This window comes from Peribacillus sp. N1, assembly GCF_054600815.1.
The window spans coordinates 57,074-79,787 of record NZ_BAAHZO010000009.1 but is presented as its reverse complement, the minus strand read 5'-3'; the positions used below and the strand labels follow the sequence as shown (position 1 = coordinate 79,787).

Annotated in this window: 14 protein-coding genes; 7 read left to right on the top strand and 7 right to left on the bottom strand. The window is 40.0% G+C overall.

Features of this window, described 5'->3' with window-relative positions; translation table 11 throughout:
• Window positions 1–1,620: 1,620 nt before the first annotated feature.
• Window positions 1,621–2,478, top strand: a complete 858-nt coding sequence (gene accD / locus ACYP5M_RS24425; protein ID WP_459735628.1) for an acetyl-CoA carboxylase, carboxyltransferase subunit beta — start codon at window positions 1,621–1,623, stop codon at window positions 2,476–2,478.
• Entirely contained in the window at window positions 2,475–3,428 is a 954-nt protein-coding gene (locus tag ACYP5M_RS24420) for an acetyl-CoA carboxylase carboxyltransferase subunit alpha (protein ID WP_434168341.1), read from the top strand. The genes accD and ACYP5M_RS24420 overlap by 4 nt, the downstream gene beginning before the upstream one ends.
• A gap of 672 nt (window positions 3,429–4,100) precedes the next feature.
• Here the strand turns inward: ACYP5M_RS24420 and ACYP5M_RS24415 are convergent.
• The 5 genes from ACYP5M_RS24415 to ACYP5M_RS24395 form a co-directional block, all read right to left on the bottom strand.
• On the bottom strand, window positions 4,101–5,498 hold the full coding sequence (locus ACYP5M_RS24415) for an amino acid permease (RefSeq protein WP_434169593.1): 1,398 nt from the start codon (window positions 5,496–5,498) through the stop codon (window positions 4,101–4,103).
• A gap of 319 nt (window positions 5,499–5,817) precedes the next feature.
• Window positions 5,818–7,335: a histidine ammonia-lyase gene (gene hutH / locus ACYP5M_RS24410; RefSeq protein WP_101225639.1), complete on the bottom strand. Its 1,518-nt coding sequence runs from the start codon at window positions 7,333–7,335 to the stop codon at window positions 5,818–5,820.
• A 114-nt stretch (window positions 7,336–7,449) separates the two neighbouring features.
• Complete coding sequence (hutP, locus tag ACYP5M_RS24405; protein WP_095392619.1) at window positions 7,450–7,899, bottom strand: hut operon transcriptional regulator HutP; 450 nt, start codon at window positions 7,897–7,899, stop codon at window positions 7,450–7,452.
• Between the two features lie 239 nt (window positions 7,900–8,138).
• Window positions 8,139–9,167 (bottom strand): FecCD family ABC transporter permease, encoded by a 1,029-nt coding sequence (locus ACYP5M_RS24400; protein ID WP_434168340.1) that lies wholly within the window; start codon window positions 9,165–9,167, stop codon window positions 8,139–8,141.
• A complete protein-coding gene (locus ACYP5M_RS24395) occupies window positions 9,164–10,204 on the bottom strand; it encodes a FecCD family ABC transporter permease (RefSeq protein WP_434168339.1) in 1,041 nt (346 codons plus the stop codon). The genes ACYP5M_RS24400 and ACYP5M_RS24395 overlap by 4 nt, the downstream gene beginning before the upstream one ends.
• Before the next feature lie 135 nt (window positions 10,205–10,339).
• On the opposite strand from ACYP5M_RS24395, the gene ACYP5M_RS24390 reads away from it, so the two are divergent.
• A complete protein-coding gene (locus ACYP5M_RS24390; protein ID WP_459735627.1) occupies window positions 10,340–11,341 on the top strand; it encodes an ABC transporter substrate-binding protein in 1,002 nt (333 codons plus the stop codon).
• Between the two features lie 103 nt (window positions 11,342–11,444).
• Window positions 11,445–13,166: an ABC transporter ATP-binding protein gene (locus ACYP5M_RS24385; RefSeq protein WP_452445360.1), complete on the top strand. Its 1,722-nt coding sequence runs from the start codon at window positions 11,445–11,447 to the stop codon at window positions 13,164–13,166.
• An 89-nt stretch (window positions 13,167–13,255) separates the two neighbouring features.
• On the opposite strand, the gene pbp4b is transcribed toward ACYP5M_RS24385, so the two are convergent.
• On the bottom strand, window positions 13,256–14,629 hold the full coding sequence (pbp4b, locus tag ACYP5M_RS24380) for a penicillin binding protein PBP4B (RefSeq protein WP_452445367.1): 1,374 nt from the start codon (window positions 14,627–14,629) through the stop codon (window positions 13,256–13,258).
• A gap of 659 nt (window positions 14,630–15,288) precedes the next feature.
• On the opposite strand from pbp4b, the gene ACYP5M_RS24375 reads away from it, so the two are divergent.
• From ACYP5M_RS24375 to ACYP5M_RS24365, 3 genes are read left to right on the top strand one after another with little or no spacing between them, the layout of a single operon-like run.
• Window positions 15,289–16,857 (top strand): spore germination protein, encoded by a 1,569-nt coding sequence (locus ACYP5M_RS24375; protein WP_459735635.1) that lies wholly within the window; start codon window positions 15,289–15,291, stop codon window positions 16,855–16,857.
• Window positions 16,858–16,883: 26 nt separating this feature from the next.
• On the top strand, window positions 16,884–17,990 hold the full coding sequence (locus ACYP5M_RS24370) for a spore germination protein (protein ID WP_434168335.1): 1,107 nt from the start codon (window positions 16,884–16,886) through the stop codon (window positions 17,988–17,990).
• Window positions 17,974–19,188 carry a Ger(x)C family spore germination protein gene (locus ACYP5M_RS24365; RefSeq protein WP_434168334.1) on the top strand — a complete coding sequence of 405 codons (1,215 nt, stop codon included), beginning with the start codon at window positions 17,974–17,976 and terminating at the stop codon, window positions 19,186–19,188. Before ACYP5M_RS24370 ends, ACYP5M_RS24365 begins: the two co-directional genes overlap by 17 nt.
• Before the next feature lie 309 nt (window positions 19,189–19,497).
• Here the strand turns inward: ACYP5M_RS24365 and ACYP5M_RS24360 are convergent, their stop codons facing one another.
• Complete coding sequence (locus tag ACYP5M_RS24360; protein WP_434168333.1) at window positions 19,498–22,683, bottom strand: biotin/lipoyl-containing protein; 3,186 nt, start codon at window positions 22,681–22,683, stop codon at window positions 19,498–19,500.
• Between the last annotated feature and the right edge of the window lie 31 nt (window positions 22,684–22,714).

Genomic DNA, 22,714 nt, shown 5'->3' with positions numbered 1-22,714 from the left:
TTACTTTTTCTTCAAAAAAAGCAGAAGTGACACTTATTCAGTGCACAGGGCATAACGTGCATAGAAAAATAATCTATATTTATTATTCCCAAGAAGTACTTCTTTACTTGGATTATATTATGTGTGATAAATTGAGCATTTCAAGTAGGAAAAAAAGAGGTGCAATCACAACTGAGGAAACAAGCAGGCACAACATATACCAACTGTAATATAAACGATTCCACTTAGAGTTTTGTCCAGATGGACTTACGACTACCCTCTAATGTATTTCATTTCCTTAACCAGGTGGAATGGTACTTGCAGTGCAGTATAACACCAAAACGCATAGAAATATGATTATGGGATTCCCAATGTGTCTTATTGGAGCTAGCAGGGAAAAGAGATGCAATACAACTGAGGAAACTAACAGGCACAGCATATACCAACTGAAATATAATGGTTTTTTATTTTAGGGTTTTGTTCAGTCCCAGCACACGGAATGAACCGCTATCCCTAAAGTACTTCATTACCTTAACAAAGAATGAATATAAATTCAAATGATGTGGGGCGGAATTGTTGTGTATATACGTTAAGATGGTGCACCATATGAAAGTGGCACCATCCCTCTATAAACATTGACTTAGCAACGTTTTAAGCAATAACCGGGGCATCGAAACATTTTTTCAGAACCACGATTTATCATTTTTTTAAAATGGGAAATAATCTTACAATCGAATACTCTTCGAGGACAAAACCAGAAGTACAAAAAAAACGATATATCGCTACTTAGTTATAGATTGCCTTCTTTCAATTAATCCATTCATAGAGCCTCTTTGGCTGTACAAGTTTTCAATGTTGCAAAAGATATTAAAAAAAATACAGCCCATCACTAACATGTATTTTTACTAAACCGGTGTGAACAATCGCTACACCTCTATTGCCTAACTGTTCATTATCAAGATTTTATTTTCAATCATTTTTTGTTATTTTAAAATATTTTTTATGAGGTTGTCCGGCAGATAACAACCGTATTCCCCCAAATGATATCCTAACATCCCTAGAGTCCTTGTTAAACAAAATCCTAATCTGCCCCTTTAGATTAAAAAAACTATTAATCTTTATCTTTTTACAATCTGATAAACCAATAAAATATTATCCACTGAAGAATGAGCCCATTCAATTATATTGTAAATGCATATTATGAGCTTACACCAACAATGGGAGTATTAGCTTCATTAGATGACGCTTTGCTATTTGGTAAATCGTTCTTTCTAAGAATTGGAGTAATGGTGAGCGATAAATAATGATTACACTCATACACTTCAAACAACCGTTCTGTTAAGCTAAGTAACCTTTATCCTCTTTATAGAAAGATAATAAGAAGTCTTAATGTTTGTATACTCGGTTTGTATACAAGCCTACGTAATTCCCGTCAATAAAATCGTAAGTTTCTGATTTTTCAAGTATACAGGAATAGATAATTTCTTAATGAAGCACCCACCAAATAAAATTTTTATTCTCTAGAATGATTTCTGATTGTATAAAACTTTTTAAGAAAAGCTAAAAATCACGCTCCACATTTTAAAGAATGGTGAGCGTAACTTGTAATACGCCGGTCTTACCACAGGAGGATTGATGAATATGTATCCATTAAAAAGAGAAAAAATAGAATCGAACTCTTTTTTTGAAATAGACAAAAGCTTTACTCCCATCCCTTTTACTTGTAAATCATGTGGGGAAACCTATGATGAATCTCTTATGAAAATAGAATTGAATGTATGTCCGAAATGCCAATATCACTACCCTGTTACAGCTTATGACCGCATTTCAATGCTTACAGATAGTAGTTCTTTTTCGGAATTCAATAAAAGTTTAATTTCCGTTGACCCGTTGAACTTCCCTGAATATCCAGATAAATTAATTTCTGATAAGAATAAGACTGCATTAAATGATGCGGTTATTACTGGGGAAGCTTCCATAGGTGGCTATCCGGTTGTGATTGGTGTCATGGATTCTCGTTTCCGTATGGGAAGCATGGGATCAGCAGTCGGTGAAAAAATCACAAGAGCCATTGAGAAGTCATTAAAAACACGAAAACCATTTATATTGTTTTCAGCAAGCGGCGGAGCTCGCATGCAAGAAGGAATTCTTAGTCTCATGCAGATGGCAAAAACAAGTGTTGCTTTAGAACAACTAAACTACGAAAAAATTCTTTTCGTATCCGTTTTAACCAATCCTACAACGGGTGGAGTTTCTGCTAGTTTCGCTTCATTAGGTGATATCAATATTGCCGAACCACAAGCTTTAATTGGCTTTGCAGGAAGACGCATAATTGAACAGACTATAAGAGAAGAACTTCCAGAGAATTTTCAAACCTCTGAATTTTTATTGGAACATGGACAACTGGATATGGTTGTAAATAGGAATGAATTAAAACAATCATTAACAACCATTTTAAAAATCCATCATCTCAATTTCAGGGAGTGTTTTAAACGATGAATTTGCAAGAATTAAAACAACTGGAAAATCAAATTGCTGAACTGAAAGAGGTGTCTACAAAGCATAATCTTGACCTTAACGAAGTATTAAAAAATCTTGAGCAAAAAGTCAATGAAATCAAAATTCATCTTAATGAAAATATGGAAGTTTGGGATAAAATTCAACTATCTAGAATTCAACAACGCCCAACTACTTTAGATTATATCCACCATATTTTTGAAGACTTTATTGAACTTCATGGTGACAGACTTTATGGGGAAGACCCTGCATTAGTTTCAGGAATAGCTACCTTCGAAGGAATGCCTATAACTGTTTTAGGAAATCAAAAAGGTCAAAATACAAAAGACAATATCTATCGTCGTTTTGGCATGTCGCAACCTGAAGGCTACAGAAAAGCCATAAGAATTATGCAACAAGCCAATAAGTTCAATCGCCCCATCGTAACATTTATTAACACGCCAGGAGCCTTCCCAGGACGTGAAGCTGAAGAACGTGGACAATCTCAAGCTATCGCCCACAATCTTCGTGAAATGGCTAGTTTTGGAGTACCAATCATCTGCTTTGTAGTTGGTGAAGGTGGGAGTGGTGGTGCGTTGGCTCTAGGGATTGGTAATCGAATCTACATGCTAGAAAACACATTTTATTCGGTTATTTCACCTGAAGGAGCAGCAGCAGTGTTATGGAAGGATGCCACACAAGCAAAACGAGCAGCTGAAGTATTGAAAATTACGGCTAAGGACTTGATGGAACTAGGGGTGATTGATGAGGTCATCAAAGAACCTGTTGGAGGAGCACATATTGACACCCCACTTCAATCGCAATTTATCAAAGAAACATTACGAAAGGCATTACAAGAACTTGGTCAATTAGATAAAGGCATTCTACGTCAACAGCGTTTTGATAAGTTTCGCAAAATTGGTGAGTATATGGAAGAAAGGAAATTTAATTAAGTAGATGAACCATTATTTCCCAACGTGTTCATAGACCATTTCATATAGTCGATAGACTTAACAATACCTTCATATATCTTATAAGACAAAATATATTATCAATGTCTTTCCTCCCCAATTAACATGAATTATTATATATCCTATTGTTACAATATTCATGGCCATGCCAAGTAACCCTCCAAACCCTTTTGGAAGGGCTTATCTCTGTTTTACAAAACGGTTAATTAATCTATATCAAGGTAAGTTCCTTTCCTATTAAACAAAGCATAAATTCAATGAACCTCTCCAACTTTATCGAGCGACTTCACGTTTTAATTCTTCTGTATATGTTTTAAATGTTTGTCCCTTTTCCTCCATAAAAAAATCCCCTCCAGGTAGATTATTAAGGACATCTTGTCATCTACTTGTAGGGGGATAATGGGATAATACTTCTTAAAAAAGGAATATCCCTAAAATGAAATTGATATAGTGCGTATTGATTCAATCATCTCCAACTGTTACTTCGGCTTAATCAACTGACCGATGATCATTTTTTCATCACTTCAAATTATTGTTTGTTTTGTTTCTTGGCGGTAAGAAACCTTGTCATTTAAAGGCTTCTAACGATCCTAACAAAGAAAGTTGTATTTTTTAATAATTAATCCAAATAAATTATTAAAAGAAGTCTCATGTCTATTTTGCATTCCTATGTTCATCAAAATCAATTTTGCAATCCTTTAGCGGAACTACTTTTGTTTTCTTAATGAACTTATATCCAAGCCACATTACCAGAAAGAATGGAATGCCAAGATAGGCAGCGAACACACTGGCCCAGTTAATTTCATCGCCAATGAAGGCCTGATAGTTTTGCGCCGATAAAACGAAAAAGCAAAGAGCAAAGGAAAATATCGGTCCAAAAGGAAACCACTTTGACTTATAGGGAAGATCGTCCAGTGAATACCCTTGAGCAATATAGGCTTTTCTAAACCGATAATGGCTCGCCGCTATTCCCAGCCAAAATATAAATCCAGTGACTCCAACAGCATTCATAAGCCAAATATAAATAACTCCATCACCGAAAACGGAAGCAAAAAAGGCCAGCATCCCTACAAGTGAGGTGACTGCCAGTCCCCAAATGGGAACGCCGCGCTTGTTAAGCTTCCCAAAAATACGCGGTGCCAGCCCTTCTTTTGCCATTGAGTACAACATTCGGCTCGTCACGTAAAGACTCGAATTTCCAGCGGATAATACAGCTGTCAAAATGATGGCATTCATCACGGAAGCAGCGAATGCCAGTCCCACTTTTTCAAACACCATCGTAAATGGGCTAACCATGATCGTGTGTCCTTGCAGACTGCCATTCGTATAAGGAACGATCAGTCCAATAACAAGTATGGCTAGGATGTAAAAGAGGAATATCCTCCAGAAAATGCTGCGAACTGCACGAGGTACATTTTTTGCCGGGTTTTCACTTTCACCGGCTGCAACACCGACTATTTCTGTACCTTGAAAAGAAAATCCAGCAGCAATGAAAATACCCAATGTAGCCAAAAAACCACCGGCAAACGGAGCGTCACCAACTGTGAAGTTTTTAAAACCAATCGCCTCTCCGTTCATGATTCCAAATATCATCAATATTCCGACTACTATAAAAATGATGATGGTTGCCACTTTAATGAGGGAAAACCAATATTCCCCTTCGCCATACCCTTTAACGGATACGTAATTCAATAAGAATATTAAAACTAAAAACAATGAACTCCATAAAAAAGACGAACTGTCAGGAAACCAAAACTTCATTACCATCGTTGCGGCAGATAGTTCCGCGGCAAGTGTCATCGCCCAAGTGAACCAATAGTTCCAACCAAGCGCAAACCCTAATGCCGGGTCGATGAAACGCGTAGCATAGGTACTGAAAGCTCCGCTGACTGGCATAAATGATGCCAGTTCACCTAGGCTTGTCATAATAAAATAAACCATTATGCCAATTACTGTGTAAGCGACCAAAGCACCGCCAGGTCCTGCAGAGTGAATGGCCGGCCCGCTTCCGAGAAACAGCCCTGTACCAATTGCACCGCCTAGCGATATCATCGTAAGGTGGCGCGCTTTCAGCTTCCTTTGTAAAGTATTTGACGGCTGGTTTTTTTCATTTATGACAGGTGGTTGCAATTGCCGATTTTCCAAATTAGATTCCCCTCCAAAAATGCATTTTTAATCTAGCACGAATAGGTAAAGCCAATCATTCCATCAATGGTCATTTCCTGCATTTATTACTATTTCAAGGTCATTTTCTCTAAAGCTGAGACCTTTTTGGATTTCTGGGATCTATGTAGCATTTACATAACGATGTTAGGCTTAAAACCCAAAGGGCTATAAGCCTAACTTTCATTCGAATATTCCGCATTTCATATTATGTTGTAGGTAAACTCCTATGAATAAATGAATTCCAATCGATTTGATGTAACCAGCTAGCCGTTGCTTCAATATCTTTAGAAAAGATACGATCTTGTGTAATGCTTGGAATGAGCTTTCTTGCTTCCGTATAAAACTCTTTTGTAAACGGAGCCATCTTTTCTGTTCCGCGGTATTCCACCGCCTGTAAGGCACAAATGAGCTCAATCGCCAAAACGCGGCGTACGTTCTGAATGATTTGATGTGCGTGTCGGGACCCAATCGTTCCCATGCTTACATGATCTTCCTGGTTCGCTGAAGATGGAATGGAATCAACACTTGCAGGATGGGCGAGTGTTTTATTCTCAGAAACTAGTGAAGCGGCACAATATTGCATGATCATCGCTCCCGACTGCAAGCCAGGTGACGGACTTAAGAATGGCGGTAAATCATTCAGCTGAGGATTGACGAGTCGCTCAATGCGACGCTCTGAAATGTTCGCAAGCTCTGCAACAGCGATTTTCATGAAGTCCATCGCAAATGCAATCGGCTGGCCATGGAAGTTACCCCCTGAAATAACCTTTTCCCCATCGTCAAAAATAAGCGGATTATCCGTCGCTGCATTCATTTCAATTTCCAGTTTTTCTTTTACATAATCAAGTGTTTGCCATGATGCCCCATGCACTTGCGGAATGCAGCGGAGCGAATAAGCATCCTGTACCCGCAGTTCCCCTTGCTTCGTGATGAGCTGGCTGCCGCTGATCATGCGACGAATCCGTTCCGCGACCTCTGTTTGCTGGCGGTAGCCTCGTGCTAGATGAACATCGGCATCAAAGGCATCTTCTATGCCGCGTAAACCTTCTAACGTCAGTGAAGCGATCGCTTCAGTTTGATGTGCCAGCTGTTCGGCTTCAATGTAATTGACGAGGCCCATCCCAGTCATGGCCTGTGTTCCATTTATTAATGCAAGACCTTCTTTTGCTTTAAGAGTCAGAGGAAGAATGCCTTCCTTCGATAAAGCTATGATGGCCTCCATTCGCTCTCCTTTATAAAACACTTCCCCTTCTCCCATCAATACTAGCGCCAAATGGGAAAGCGGCGCCAAGTCCCCGCTTGCTCCAAGAGATCCTTGCTGAGGGATGACCGGATGGATATGGGCATTCAAAAGATCGATCAAACGTTCAATGACGACAGGACGCACACCGGAAAACCCTTTTAATAGCGCATTGGCACGGAGAAGGACCATAGCTCTCGAAACGACCTCAGGAAACGGCTCCCCGACTCCGCAAGCATGGGAATGAATCAAATTCCACTGTAGCTGCTCTGCGTCCTCTGCATCAATCAATACATCGCTGAATTTTCCAAAACCTGTTGTGATGCCATAGATGACTTTCTTTTGCTTCACGATATTTTCAACCGCTTCCCGGCTCTTTTCAACTTTCTTGACACTCTCGGCAGAAGCCGTGACAAATGCCTCCCCATATAACACTTTTTTTGCTTCTTCAATCGTTAAAGTTTGGCCCGTTAACATAATCATTTCCTGCACCCCTATTCTTTTTTTAAACAAACAAAAGGAGGCCGTATTGACAGACTTATCCAGTCTTTCAATACAGCCCCCTATTTCACTAAATAACTATAGGCTTTTAATTATTTAAATGTGGTTAATTCCCAAGCCAACGGCTTCATGTTCAAATCCCCGAACCGGTGCTCCAATCGTTCCATACACGGCTACAGCAATCCATTCACCTTCGTCCCCGTTTTTAAACGGCCTGCCCCGAACGATGGCAAACCGAAGTCCCGCAGTCCTCAAAAGACCGCCAAGCTCAACCTGGCCGCGTGTCACTCCTTGGAGTGCTTCGATGATCGCATGATACAGCGCATGCATTTCACGATACATATCGGGATTGACTAATCCAAGTCTTTTCGCTGATGTCTCAATGGCCGCAACTATTTTCTGCAGCTCCATTGAACCGACTTTACCTTTTCCATAAAGCCAATCCATCCGCTTAAGGTCATTCGTCAATATGACTTCTTCTTCTTCGTTCGCAAACGCGTACATGATTGCATGGCGCCCGATTCTTCTGTCGAATTCCTTTGTCATGCAGGTACCTCTTTTACAATTTTCTAAATACACTAATAACTAAATATTATTGTAAGCGGATACAAGCCGTTCGGTCAATATATTTTTTAAAATAGTTCTTTTAGGGGATGATTCATCACTCCCGAGAGCCGCTTTCTGTTCGTACAGTTCTCATCAAAATTCTTTGAAAACTGCAAAAAACCCATCCTCATAAACGTCCTGAAAACGGGCTTTTTTTTCTGCAACTTTTCTGTACTTCTTTAAATGTTTTTCACGAGTAAATAGATAAAATACGGCGCTCCTAAAATTGAAACGATAATCCCCACTGGCAATTCCATCGGGGCCATGATGACCCTACCTAAAGTATCGGCAGATAACAGCAATAAGGAACCTAGGATTGCAGTAAGCGGAAGTAGTTTTGCATGTCTTGCCCCCACTAATCTCCTGGCTATATGCGGTGCAATCAGGCCTAAAAACGTAATGCCTCCGCCCACCGAAACGCATACACCTGCCAAGGCGACTGAAATCAGCAATAAAAGCCTGCGTTCCTTTTCTACCTGTACACCAACTCCAATGGCAATCGAGTCACCCAAGCGCAAAACATCCAATACTTTGGATTTATAAATCGCTAAAGGTATCAATACGATCAACCACGGTAATAACGCCCATACAAAAGTCCAATTCGTCCCCCAGATCGTCCCGGATAACCAGATTAATGCCTTCATGAAATTGTTCGGTTCCATTTTCATCTGGAAGATGACCAGACCTGCACCGAATGCTGCATTGATTCCTATGCCTACCAATAATAATCTCGCAGGCGTCACCTTCCCTTTTTTCCAAGATAGTGCATAAATTAAAAAAGCGGCAAGGAAAGAACCCACTAAAGCAGTGAAAGGCATGATGAATACCGATGACCAACCCTTGAAAAATGCAGTGCCCTGGAAGAAGAACATATATAGTACAACTGTGAACCCTGCTCCTGCATTGATGCCAAGGATCCCAGGGTCAGCTAAGGGATTCTGTGAGATGCCTTGCAGAATGGCCCCTGATATGGCAATTCCCATTCCAACTAGAATAGCTAAAACGATTCTTGGTAAACGAAATTCCAAAATCGTCAATTCGTTTTGAGCAGTGCCATTTCCCGATAATGTCGTTATGACGTCAATCAATGGAATCTTAATGTAGCCTGCATTAATGCTAATGAAAAAGACTATGACGGTTAAAACGCCAGTTAATAAAAGCAGCTTCTTAAACATTCCCTCTTTTGGGTCTGAATGCTTGGGCATCATAATCCCCTCCCTTCCTTACGTGCTAAATAAAGGAAAAAGGGGACGCCGATAATGGCCGTTATGGCTCCGACAGGCGTCTCGAATGGGGCATTCACCATACGCCCGACGATATCGGCCACAATCAATAGCACACCACCCAAAATTGCAGAACATGGAATGATCAGCCGATAATCATTACCTACCAAAAACCTTGTAATGTGGGGAATGACCAAGCCTATGAATCCTATCATTCCCGCTATCGATACCGCAGCTCCCGTCAGCAGCAATACCACAATCGTTCCCATTAGTTTCACTATGCCTGTATTTTGACCAAGACCTTTTGCCACTTCTTCACCTAGGCTGAGAATGGAAATAGAACGGGAAAGGGCCAAGGCTAATAATAGCCCGGCCAATATAAATGGAAGTGTAAATAAAACATGCTGCGGCTGCACACTTGAAACTCCCCCGGCAAACCAATAGCTTATATCCTTTGAAATATTGAATTTAATCCCGACAGCCGTAGAAAGTGAGCTAAGCAAGGATGTAATGGCCGAGCCGGCCAACGCGAGCTTTACTGGTGTAATGCCGCCTCTGGAAAACGATGTAATCCCGAAAACTAATGCAGCTCCTAAACCTGCCCCTACAAAAGAGAACATCATTAAACCTAGGTAAGTAACACCTGGTATAGCCACGAGAGCAATTGCAATTAAAAATGAAGACCCCGCCGTTACACCCATTATCGAAGGTGATGCCAATGGATTTCTTGTCATTCCCTGCATGATCGCTCCTGAAACAGCTAAAGCAGCTCCTACACATATTGCGGCGACCGCACGCGGAAACCTTAATTGCCGAATGATCGTATGAGCCGGATTATCTTCATCGAAATGAAATAATGCGTTATAAACATCACGATAGCTCAAATCGGCAGCCCCAAAGTTAATCGAAGCCACGACCGAAATGAGCAATAACCCAATACCTACTATTATTAGTATCAAACTTACTAATCTATTTTTATATGTATTTAGTGGTATCTTATTTATTTCCGTTTTTGAATTCATCTTAACAGCTACTCTCTCCAAAGTGAAAATGCAAAAATAACGATTGACAATGAGTGGTTTCTATATTTAAATTAATTGAAATCGATAATCATTATCATTCACAGTATATTCTATCATATCCTTAGGAGGATTCAAATGTATAAAGTTATGAGCACGAAAAAAATGTTGCAGGCGATGGGCGCAGGATTATTAGCACTTTCATTAGCTGCCTGCGGTGACGAAGAAGCGACGGATAGTCAATCTTCGACAAATAAAACAGATCAAACCTCAGCTAAAGACCAACAAGAAGAAGCCAAAACAAGAACCTTAACGGATGCAATGGGGAATAAGGTAGTTGTCCCAGCTAATCCGAAACGTGTCATCGCTACATATCTTGAAGATAATCTTGTCACTCTCGGGATAAAGCCTGTCGCTCAATGGAGTGTAAAAGATGGGGCAAGTATACAGGGGTATTTACAAGACGAACTTGATGGAATCCCTACCATTCCACACGACCTTCCATTTGAAGCTGTTCAAAAAATGGAACCAGACTTAATCATCATGGACTCTGCAAGTATGGTTGAAGGCGGAAAGTATGAGCAATATAATAAAATCGCACCTACATATGTAATCGGTACCGAGGTAAACAATGACTGGCGTGATGAACTTAAGCGCGTTGGAGAAGTATTCGGCAAAGAAGAGGCCGCTAAGAAAGCTTTAGAAAAGTATGATGCTAAGGCTGCAAAAGCAAAAGAAACACTAAAAAAAGAAACGGATAATCCTTCTGTGGCAGCTATTTGGCTAGTAGGCGGCAAATTCTTCGTTGTAAGTGAAACGCTTTCCAGCGGAGCTGTAATGTACGGAGATTTAGGCTTGAAAGTTCCCGCTGTGGTAAAAGAGATATCCGCTAGTGCAACTGGGAACTGGAGTGCCATTTCATTAGAGAAGTTAGTGGAATTGGATGCCGATCACCTTTTCTTGATCAATAGTGATGAATCAACTGGCTCTAAAGCCTTGAATGAGTCTTTATGGAAAAGCATACCAGCTGTAAAATCCGGAAATGTTCATGAATTTTCTGCTGATGAAAGCTGGTTATACACTGGTGCAATCGCTAATGAACAAATCATTGATAATGTTTTAAAAAGTTTAGTGAAATAATAATAAAAGGCTATCACAGGCAGTGATGGCCTTTGCCTGTTTCCTCATGGGGGACCTATTTTGAATCATGTTTGATGAAATCAAGGAAAAAAGAGGATATATCATGTCTACTGTTATCAAGCGTTTCTTACATTATTATAAACCTTATAAAAGGCTATTCATTATTGATTTTTCATGTGCAGTTTTAATTGCCGTTTTAGAGTTGGTCTTTCCCCTGGCAGTAAACCGAATAATAGACGATCTATTACCAACCAACAATTGGAAATACATAATAATAGCATGCGTAGCTCTTCTTGCCATCTACTTATTGAGTACTCTATTAAACTTCATCGTTTCTTACTACGGACATAAACTTGGTATAAACATCGAAACGGACCTTAGGGAAAATCTATTCTCCAAGCTGCAAAAGCAATCCTTTAAATTTTTCGACAATAATAAAACAGGGCATTTAGTATCCAGGATGACGAATGATTTAATGGATATCGGGGAAATCGCCCACCATGGTCCAGAGGATTTATTCATAGCGTTCATGACCATTTTTGGCGCCTTCTTCGTCATGTTCCAAATTAATTGGCAATTAGCCATTATCGTATTTACGGTTGTTCCCTTTTTAATAGTCTTATCCGTTTATTTCAGCCGTAAAATGACAAGGGCTTTTAAAAGGATGTTCGGTGATATCGCGAATTATAATGCCCGTATCGAAAATAATATTAGCGGCATCCGCGTTGTCCAATCCTTTACTAAAGAAGCTCATGAAATTCAGCTATTCAATCGCAGCAATTCAGAATTTCGCCTGACAAAACTCCTTGCTTATAAAATCATGGCGTGGAGTACGTCGATGAACTTCATTCTCATGAAATTGGTCGCCTTAACCGTGCTGGGCTGCGGGGCTTGGTATGTCATCCATGGAAAAATGACTTATGGGGAATTCGTGGCATTCATCATGCTTTCCAATATCTTCATAGCACCAATCAAACAAATCAGCTCGATTTTGGAAACCTTGCCCAAGGGTTATGCGGGGTTTAAAAGATACCTGGAATTGGTTGATATGTTCCCGGATATCCATGATGTCAAGGACGCAATCGAAGTTGATTCCGTAAAAGGTGATGTAGTTTTTGAGAATGTTTCTTTTGGCTATGAAGCGGACAGAACGATACTGAAAGATATCTCTTTTTCTGTTACGGCAGGTAACACGATAGCATTGGTAGGTGCTTCAGGTGGTGGTAAAACAACATTATGCAGCTTGCTGCCCCGCTTCTACGATATCCAGTCAGGCAGTATTAAAATTGATGGCATTGATATCAGGGACTACAAATTGACTTCATTAAGAAAACATATCGGTATCGTACAACAAGATGTTTTTTTATTTGATGGAACGATTAGGGATAACATCATGTACGGCAATACCGAGGCAACCGAAGCCCAATTGAACCAAGCCATCGAAGATGCTCAATTAAATGACTTGATCGAACAATTGCCAGAAGGCTTGGAAACGTTGATTGGAGAACGTGGAGTGAAATTATCGGGAGGACAAAAGCAGCGTGTCTCGATTGCTCGTATATTCCTGAAGAACCCACCGATATTAATCCTTGATGAAGCCACTTCCGCTCTAGACACCGAGACCGAAAAAGCAGTTCAGAAAGCATTGGAGCGACTCTCGATAAATCGGACTACACTTGTCATTGCACATAGATTAGCGACAATTAAACATGCCGATCGCATCATCGTTGTACAAAATGGGGAAATCATCGAACAAGGTGCCCATGATAATTTGCTCCATCAAGACGGAGCATATAAAAATCTGATCCTTGCCCAAACTGTGTAGAATAGAGCTTGGCTAAAAGAATGCCATAAACGAGAAAAAAGGCCTCCCAACATTATTGGGAGGCCTTAAACTTTATGGGAAATGCACATTCATTCATTCGTTTTCAATGCTTCATAAATTGCAGTTACAACACTTCCATAGCTTCCTGTTGTGAAGAGGTCGCCAAAAAACTGATTGGAATTGGCTACAGGGTTAACGAGCGGAGAGTGCTTTTTATTTGTTAGTAACACAATCCCTAAATCCATTTCCGGATCAATGATCGTGACCGTCCCAGTCCATCCAGTATGACCGTAGGCACTGTCGCTCGCATAAGGGCTGAACATCCATTCCATGCTAGCATCGCCATTTCGTCTCCACCCAAGCCCATATGTAGGATTCATCTCGGAAGGTGCGACGAATTCATCGATGGTTTCTTGATCAAACAACATATGTTTACCGTATCCCCCGCCATTCAGCATCACCTGCAGAAGGACTGCCATATCTTCCGTATTGGAGAAAAGACCGGCATGCCCTGAAACGCCTCCCATTGAATAAAATGCTTTTTCATCATGTACTTCCCCTTGAAGTGTGTATGTGCGAATGTTAGGGAAGTCTATCACGCCATCACGGGTGTTGCCAAGCAATTCAGTTGCGGCAAAATCCTTTGGCTTAAAGCCCTTTTGAAGAGGATTGAACTTAGTATTTTTCAACCCAAGCGGCTTGTACAATTCATGTTCAACATACGCATCAAGCTGCTTACCCGTTATTTCTTCAACAATGGCACCAAGCAGCATATAATCGACATCACTGTAGACATTCTGTGTTCCAGGTACATATGTGAGCGGTGTTTTTGAGATGAACTCGATGGTTTTATCCCGCTCCTGGGAATAAAGTTCTTTAGAAACCTTTGGATTATGGTATTGGGGATCGGGTCTGAACCCTGCTGTATGATGAAGAACATCAATAATTCTCAGATTGTCCTTTCCTTTGATTACATCCTTCTCCGTGTCTTTGAATTCAGGAATGTACTGCTGGACTCTTGCCTGGATATTTAGCTTGCCTTCGCTGACTAATTTTTGAATGGCAAAATTGGTTGCATACATCTTCGTGTTTGAAGCAAGGTCAAACAACGTGTCATTTTCCATCTTCTGAAACTTCTTAAGAGGCGTATGTTCATTAAACTTCTGTTTGTACCCGTAGCTTTCATTTTTAACGATTTTCCCGTCCTTTATGACAATCAGGGCAGCACCGGGGAAACCGGCTGCCACTTCCATTTCAATAAGCTGATCCACTTTTTCCAGCTTTTCAGACGAAAAGCCCGCTTCTTCCGGTTTTTTTGCTTTCTTTAATATTGGATACTGGCTTGCAGTCTCCTTACTCACAGCGGCTTCATGATTTGGATTTTCATTAGCAAAAGACACGGATGGTGCTAGTAAGGAAAGTGCCAGAATTGAACTAATTGTGCAGCTTGTCCATATATTCATCATTTTCCACCCCTTTGAAATCACTTTAGAAAATAAAGAGCAACTTTACCGAAAGATAATAATCTCATCCATTCCGTTCTTTTTTCACCAGGATTCACAATCCGATAAAGTGTTAATCGTGTATGTTCCGGGTTGCGATTGGGATATCTTATTCTCAAGTTGATAAATGCGACATTTCCCAAAATCAGTTAATATTTACAAATAATTCTCAATTTTCAGTATATGTTATTTCGAGCATCATTTCAATTTGATATTGATATTTTTAAAATTATATTTCAAATCGTGAGCATAAGTCATCCACAGTTCAAAGAAGAAAAACCAATGTTTATTAAAGCTCACTATTATCAATGAGTCATTTGGATAAATCGCTGATATCCATTTCGCCTCTACTTTGCGAAGTATAAATTAATGGCAAATACGGCTAATGGCTTTTTAACTTCATTGCATAAGAAACATAGAAGATATTAATACTATTTGAGAAATAAAGGAATTTCAGCTGCTATCTGAGACAAGTTTAGGGTGATGAAAATGTGGAAAACGATTGTTTCCTACCTTCCAGAATGGCAGGTTTTTATACAGGCTTCCATTGTGTTTGTTATTCCGTATCTAATCAGCAAATTGTTTAATTTGCTTCGCACCTCAAAGGATGAGTGATGATGATGAAAGAGTGGATATCAAAGATTGGTAAAAAAGGTAAGGGTAACGAAAAAGACAAACAAGAAGCATATACCTCCCAAGAACCCACACATCAGTTTACAGATAAACTTAATTTTAATCTTGAATGTGTTAAGCAAGAAATTGGCCATAATTGGGATGTGCATTTTCGGGAATTTAATCTAGGGCGAACCGGTATACGGTCAGTTATCATTTTTGTGGATGGACTATCGGATAAAGATCTCATTGATCAGCATATCATGCCATCATTGATGGTTGATTTTTCAGCAGAATATAAACAGAACCTCCCCTACCTCAAGGGAAGCATTTCAAATGAATTCATAAAAAATGAAGTGTTATCCATTAGTGAAATAGAAGCTGTCCGTTCCATTAAAGAGTTAGCATCTAAAGTACTAACAGGTTCTACCGCCCTTTTAATTGATGGATCATTGGATGCGCTGATCCTAGGAACTACAAAACATAAAACAAGGGCGATCGAGGAACCGGTATCAGAGGCATTAGTCAGAGGTCCCCGTGTCGGCTTCACTGAATCATTGAGTGATAATACATCCTTTTTAAGGTGCAGTGGTGAAATTGAGAATTTATCGTTAGTAAAATTCCAAGTAGGAAAGCGTTCAAAAAAAGATTTGGTTGTCGCTTACATAAAAGATATTGTTGATCCCGAATTGGTGCAAGAGGTGGAAAATCGAATTAAGAAAATTGATATTGATAGTGTGCCGGAATCAGGTTATGTAGAGCAACTTATCGAAGATAATTACCTTAGTCCTTTTCCGCAGGTACAGAATACAGAGCGTCCTGATCGGGTGATCGCTGCTTTGATGGAAGGTCGAGTGGCCATCTTGTTAGATGGGACGCCATTCGCTTTGATCGTTCCGGTTACATTGAGCATGATGTTGCAATCACCGGAAGATTATTATGAAAGGTGGATTCCTGGCACATTCATTCGTATGCTTCGTTACCTCGCAGCTATTCTGGCTCTTTTTACACCGTCTTTGTATATAGCTTTTATCTCATTTCATTCAGGGTTGATTCCGACCAAGCTGGCCATCTCCATTATCGGAACCAGGTCCGGGGTTCCGTTTCCGGCACTTATCGAAGCATTATTCATGGAAATGGCCATCGAAATTTTGAGGGAAGCAGGACTGCGATTGCCTAAGCCAATCGGTCCCGCAATGGGAATTGTCGGCGGTTTAATCATTGGGGAAGCTGCTGTACAGGCAGGGATCGTTAGCCCTGTTTTGGTCATTGTAGTAGCCTTAACTGCCATTTCATCATTTTCCATTCCGCACTATAGTATTGGGATTACATTACGGATTCTGCGTTTTCCAGCTATGATTTGTGCTGCTACATTTGGATTATACGGGGTCATTCTCTTTTTTCTTTTAATGGTCAGTCATTTAGTGAAATTAAAAAGCTTTGGTGTGCCTTACTTGAGTCCAGCCGTTCCTTATCGCTTAAGTGAGTGGAAAGACCTGATAGTGCGAATGCCACTTATGATGATGAAACGCCGTCCAAAGATGATGCATACAAAAAACCCCATACGTAAAGGATAACCTATCGGTGAAAGGGTGGTTAAAGAATGATTCTCAGTCCGAAAGACAAAATTACAACTCCACAAGCAGCTGTCATTGTCATCAACTTCATACTCGGCACAGGATTACTCACCCTACCCAGATCATCTACGGAAAAGGTACAAACACCAGATGTATGGATAAGCGTTATTTTAGGCGGATTCATCACTATAACCGCAGGGCTGATCATGGTCAAATTAAGCCAACAGTTTCCCGAAAAGACCTTCTATCAATACATCAATGAAATTGTAGGAAAATGGCTGGGTGGGTTACTAAGTTTAGTTGTAATATGTTACTTTCTTACAACTTCCAGTTTTCAGCTCCGTGCAATGGCGGAAGTAATAAGGTATTTACTTCTGGAGGGTACGCCTACTTGGGCAATTATCATGATTTTCATGTGGGTAGGTCTTTATCTCATCATCGGCGGCATTAACCCGATGGCGCGTCTTTTTGAAATTATTTTACCTTTGACAGTTATCCTTTTTTTGGTTGTTACCTTTATGAGCTTTAAAATATTCGAGATCGATAATCTGCGTCCGGTATTAGGAGAAGGCATCGTCCCTGTACTAAAAGGAGTAAAAACAACGGCTCTCGCTTTTTCAGGGCCTGAAATAATGCTGCTGCTTATTCCATTTATGAATTCACCAAAAAAAGCCGTAAAAGCCCTCCTTGTTGGAGTTTCCATTCCATTGATTTTTTACGTGATAACGGTCGTAATGGTTATCGGGGCATTATCTATTGATGGAGTGGTCATGAGAACATGGCCGACACTTGATCTTATCCGAAGTTTTGAAGTCGCCGGGTTGATCTTTGAACGGTTTGAATCTTTATTGCTCGTTGTCTGGATCATGCAAATATTCGCCACATTTACGATAACATTTTTTGCAGCCGCTTTAGGGCTGGCTCAAATTACGAAAAAAAGCATTCACCCATTCATGTTTGGTTTGCTTCCGATTCTCTACATCCTTGCCATGATTCCGAAAAATATCAATGACCTATTTAAGCAAGGAGATTTCGTCGGCAATATCGCAATGTTTTTATTTGGTTTACTCCCCCTTCTACTGCTTATCATCTCAAAAATAAAGGGAGGGAAAAAATATGAAACAATCACATAGCAATACGCGCCCCCTCTACATTTCCCTCTCCGTTCTTTTGTTCTTATCCCTTACAGGATGTTGGAGCAGTCATGAAATTGAAGAGCAAAGTTTAGGTATAGGTTTGGCATTCGATAAGGCCAAGCAGTCCACCATCGAGAAAAAGTTAAACGAACAAGGGGGGGGTTATTCAAAAAGGAACCTGATTACTGCAACCTATCAATTCATCACTCCACAGGTAGCGAGTTCGACAACGAAACAATCCGGACCACAACAAAAATCTTATGTTAATGTTTCTGAAACTGGAGACTCCATGCATCAAATGGTTCGTGAATTATCACTGAGAAGTGAACAACCCGTAACCGCGCACCATATGAAAGTGGTTGTTATCGGTGAAAACCTTGCAAGATCGTATAAGTTGGAACAATTACTTGATCAAAATCTACGGGAAAGTGAGCTTAGGCCAAGCTGCCTTGTGCTCATCAGTAAAGGAAGAGCAAGCAAAACACTGGAAACAAAGAAGGCAGGAGAAATTCCAGCGTTCCGTCTGGCTGGCATTGTAGAAAATGCATATCGAACAACGAGGATTTTGCCCCCCATGTCGCATATTAAAGTAGAAAGCAAGATCAAATCAGGGTCTAGTTTTCTGATGCAAAAAGTTCTATCAGCAGATGGGCAAGTCAAATTTGCCGGAGCTGCCGTAATCAATGGAAAGACGCACAAAATGACTGGTACTTTAAATGAAGAGGAACTGGAGGGCGTAACATGGATAACAGGTAAGGGAAAAGGCGGTGTAGTGAAAAGCTTTGATAAAGAAACCGGTGAGCCGATTGTATATGAAATAGAGACCATGAAAAGCAGTATCATACCACGTGTTAAAGGAGACAGCATCTCTTTTGATGTAAACATTGAATCAGTGGGGAGACTATCTGAAAACTGGGTAGTTTCAGGAGATACTTTTAAAAATGAATTTCTAAAAAAAGCAGAAAAATCATCAGAAAAAGAAGTGAAACGCTTGGTGGGGAATGTTTTAGAAAAAATGCAAAAAGAATACAAAACGGACGTTGCCGGCTTCGGAAATCGATTGAGAATTGAGCACCCAAAAGTATGGAATAGGGTCAAAAAGGATTGGGACCAAACATTTAGTGAAGCTCCAATCAACTACGATGTAAAATTAACTCTTAATGATTATGGAACAACAGGGGGATCAAAGAAGTGAAAAAATGTTGGAAATGAAAACTATTTCTTGAACATTATAAAGGCTATTAAATGGGGTCCATGGGAATACATATACGATGAGCATGAAAAGGCCCCCCACAGTAAACTGTGGGGGGCCTTTAACTTTATAGTCACTCAAGGTCCTGCATAAAACCTTAACCCTGCACCAAGCGAGGACATCTTCTATTTATATACCACTCAATTGAACATAGCATCTTTCATCTTGATATATTCAATTGAAGCAATCAAAGCCCATATACATGAATGATCTGTTGTGTTTTAACCTAATTTTTTCGTTCAACATATCTTATTAGCTTAATTCCACTTTAGTAATTTCAGATAAATGATCCCCACTTAAAATCGAGCCTTCGTCTGCAACAACATATTCAATAACAGTCGGGCTTATGGTTCGAATATAAACAAAAGCCGAATCATCCACATGCTCAATTCGAAGCTTTTTCCTCTGTGCCTGCTTAATATCAAGCTGGTTGGTACTAGCTTCCGGCAGGCTTGTGTAATAAATTTCAAAATCTTCTTCTGACGCATCAATGAAAAGATGCCATTTGTTATACTCTTCTTCTTGATCAATCATTGTTTTTAATTTACCTTTTCTCCCGATGCCAAGAAAATACTTGAACTTTGATTCACCATTCACCATATCGCGGTCAATAACTTTTATACTTCCGCCTTTTCTGCTTTGTACAAGTCCAAAGGCAACGCCCGTTTTTCCTGTAGGAGCTGTTAATATATCTCGGTTAACCACTCTGTTTCTCTCTTCTTGCTTTAAATAAGCGCCTTCTGTCCCCAGTGGCGGGAGAATCTCAAAAAGATCATTTGATACTTCTCCCCAGTTTTGAGTGCTCTGCACTTCCCTTTCAATCCATTTATTAAATAGATTCATGACGACCGGGGATTTACTTGAATTACCCGCAAGCAGGATATTCACTTTATTAATTCTACTGTGTTCTGACCGGGCAAAAGCGCGCCTTAATGACTCAAAGAAATTTTTAATGCCTTTTTCAATTCTTTCCTCAATCAGTTGTTCCATTTCATCTTGATCGATCAAAAGTTCCACATTGAGTTTTGCGTGACCTGCTTTGTCAAACAAGTCAGCCCGGATCATGCCTTTTCCAAACTGTTCTTCATACCGTTCATGCCTTTCCCAAAGCGGCCTTAATTTTTCTACCAATTGTTTCGTATTTAAATAGGATTCTTGTGACTCATTTATCAGCGTTTCACTTCCGGGAAATTTCACACATTCTGCTGGGAGAGTAAAAGGAATGTTTAGCTCACGCATTGTTCTTTGGTTGTTTTTAAACACTTGGAACGCCAAAAGCTCTAGCATGTTCTCCCCACCTAAATAACGGTCCCCTCCCGCTGCAAAATGCTCGATGACATAATCATACCTGCTTTCTTTCAAGCCCGCTTCACGCCAAATCCCAAAATCAAAATCTGTCGTTCCTCCACCAAAATCAAACACGCCATAGTACGTTTTTTCATCCTCTTCAGGTTCAAACCCGTATTCCTGTAACGCACAAACGGCATAGGCAGCAGGTTCACTCGCCCCAGCGGTGACACGAAACTTTTTCATTAATTCTTCATCCTGCTGAATCGGCATAGGAAGCGTCTTTTTTAACCCACGCTCAAAGCACTTAAGAATTTTTTCCCTTACCTCTTTTTCATACGTCACCGGGAAAGATAAGGTGTAGTCCAGGTAAATTCCATTGTTCTGGTTATTGATATACAATCCGAGGTAGTAGGCATATAATTCAATTGGATTGATTTCCTGATCGGTTAAGTCCAAAAAGGAACGCAGTACAACGGCATACCCCCTCTTGTCCTTTAATCGGAGTTCGTTATTCTTTTCCCCAGCCCACTGCTTTAGATTATTCAATATGGAATAGTAATGGTCACTCTTTCCATTCATCAAGTTGTTAAGGGCATTATGGGAAACCGTCACATCCTGCCACCTTGTATCCGGTCTTCCTTCTTTTTCTTGATAAAGCTCCAGGAAATGTTCTAAATCGATAAATTCGATCACGGTTGGATTTTCATAATGCCAGTCTTGTACTTCCGTGTTAAGGTAGCCAATCCCTATACGCATGGGAAGAGTAAAATCACTTTCTTCTTGATGGACGACCACTGTACTTTTCGTTCCAAAGTCAATACCAACTATGCCGTCCTCCCTAATATCCATTTTAGGGTTTCTGGCCATTATTTCTTCGTTCAGTTTTATCGTTAAAGGTTTTTCAGCAGAGTGGACAGGCCATAAATCCCAATGTCCCCGGTTTGGATCTGTTAACATCTTTTCGTCATATGTATCAATATCAGCTCTTACTTTTTCAGATTTTAAAAGCTTCTCATAAAACGTCTTGGAATCGATAGCGATCGATGGCAATTCTTTTAAAAAACTTTCCTGATCTAAACCCTTTAATTGATACAATTCCAGCAAATAATCATACTCCTTCTGGCGTTCTGCGCTTAATCCGCTTGGAACCAATCGGTTTTCCAGCCAGAGATGGAGAGCCATTCGGTCATTGATTTCAAAGGCATTTTCCGCATTTAAACGGAAAACGGGAACGAAAAATCCTTTTCCCAGCAAATTGTTTTTTTGATTTACTACATCGTAGCTTTGAATGTCGTACCCGTTGGATTTAAACGCTATCGATTTAGAAGAGTTAGCCGTTTGATTGGCAAATATCCTTGAAATGGAAGGATTTTTACTCGCGGAATAATCGTCTAAAGTTAGTATTCTCTTATATACAGGATGATCGGTTGTATTGAAACTTTTCACAGCCTCTTCCCGTGTCATGGCATCACCCTTAAAACCGGAAACGTCCAGATGCTTTTTGTATTCAAAATCCTCGTCCACTAATTCATAGTATTTTCTATAAGGAAATAAAGCTGCAATGTTGTGATCATATATAATATTCCCGTTATTCATGTAAACCCATCTGGAACGGAGCATCTTTTTAATGTCTTGAAAGAAGCTCGCTTCATCCTTGAAGAGGGTTTCTTCTGCACTCTGATATAAATGGCTGATTAAAGATTTCAATTCTTTATAAGTCATTGAAATGGCAGAGACCGGAACGGTTTGGGAATCAGGTGAGAATAGAACCTGCTCTTCGTTCTTATTCATTAAGTATATGGAACTGTCTATGTTGTTTTTTTCAGCTAAGCTTGTTACGTTCTCATGCGGCTCTTTATCTTCTATCGTTTCTTGTTTTTCAACTTCTTTTAATAACTCTTCTGAAATTGCATCACCAGAATCCAAATAACATATCAGATCACCAATCTTGACTATAGTGTCCTCCGCTACATTCAATTCTTTAAGGGTACCTTCTTTTTCTGAAAAGAGGTCAAATTCGATGCCCTCACAGCTGAATTTGGCTAAGCTTTCGCCAACCGTAATATAATCGCCTGGCTGCTTATACCATTGCATAAGAAGGATTTTTTCAATGCCTTCTTCAATCTCTGGGATAATTATCGATGTCATTGTATTTCTCCTTTAATATCATTCTCTTTTT

Coding starts and splice junctions, on each gene's coding strand:
- accD (WP_459735628.1), top strand. CDS start 1,621: ATGTATCCATTAAAAAGAGAAAAAATAGAATCGAACTCTTTTTTTGAA.
- ACYP5M_RS24420 (WP_434168341.1), top strand. CDS start 2,475: ATGAATTTGCAAGAATTAAAACAACTGGAAAATCAAATTGCTGAACTG.
- ACYP5M_RS24415 (WP_434169593.1), bottom strand. CDS start 5,498: ATGATATCGCTAGGCGGTGCAATTGGTACAGGGCTGTTTCTCGGAAGC.
- hutH (WP_101225639.1), bottom strand. CDS start 7,335: ATGATTATGTTAACGGGCCAAACTTTAACGATTGAAGAAGCAAAAAAA.
- hutP (WP_095392619.1), bottom strand. CDS start 7,899: ATGACAAAGGAATTCGACAGAAGAATCGGGCGCCATGCAATCATGTAC.
- ACYP5M_RS24400 (WP_434168340.1), bottom strand. CDS start 9,167: ATGATGCCCAAGCATTCAGACCCAAAAGAGGGAATGTTTAAGAAGCTG.
- ACYP5M_RS24395 (WP_434168339.1), bottom strand. CDS start 10,204: ATGAATTCAAAAACGGAAATAAATAAGATACCACTAAATACATATAAA.
- ACYP5M_RS24390 (WP_459735627.1), top strand. CDS start 10,340: ATGTATAAAGTTATGAGCACGAAAAAAATGTTGCAGGCGATGGGCGCA.
- ACYP5M_RS24385 (WP_452445360.1), top strand. CDS start 11,445: ATGTCTACTGTTATCAAGCGTTTCTTACATTATTATAAACCTTATAAA.
- pbp4b (WP_452445367.1), bottom strand. CDS start 14,629: ATGAATATATGGACAAGCTGCACAATTAGTTCAATTCTGGCACTTTCC.
- ACYP5M_RS24375 (WP_459735635.1), top strand. CDS start 15,289: ATGAAAGAGTGGATATCAAAGATTGGTAAAAAAGGTAAGGGTAACGAA.
- ACYP5M_RS24370 (WP_434168335.1), top strand. CDS start 16,884: ATGATTCTCAGTCCGAAAGACAAAATTACAACTCCACAAGCAGCTGTC.
- ACYP5M_RS24365 (WP_434168334.1), top strand. CDS start 17,974: ATGAAACAATCACATAGCAATACGCGCCCCCTCTACATTTCCCTCTCC.
- ACYP5M_RS24360 (WP_434168333.1), bottom strand. CDS start 22,683: ATGACATCGATAATTATCCCAGAGATTGAAGAAGGCATTGAAAAAATC.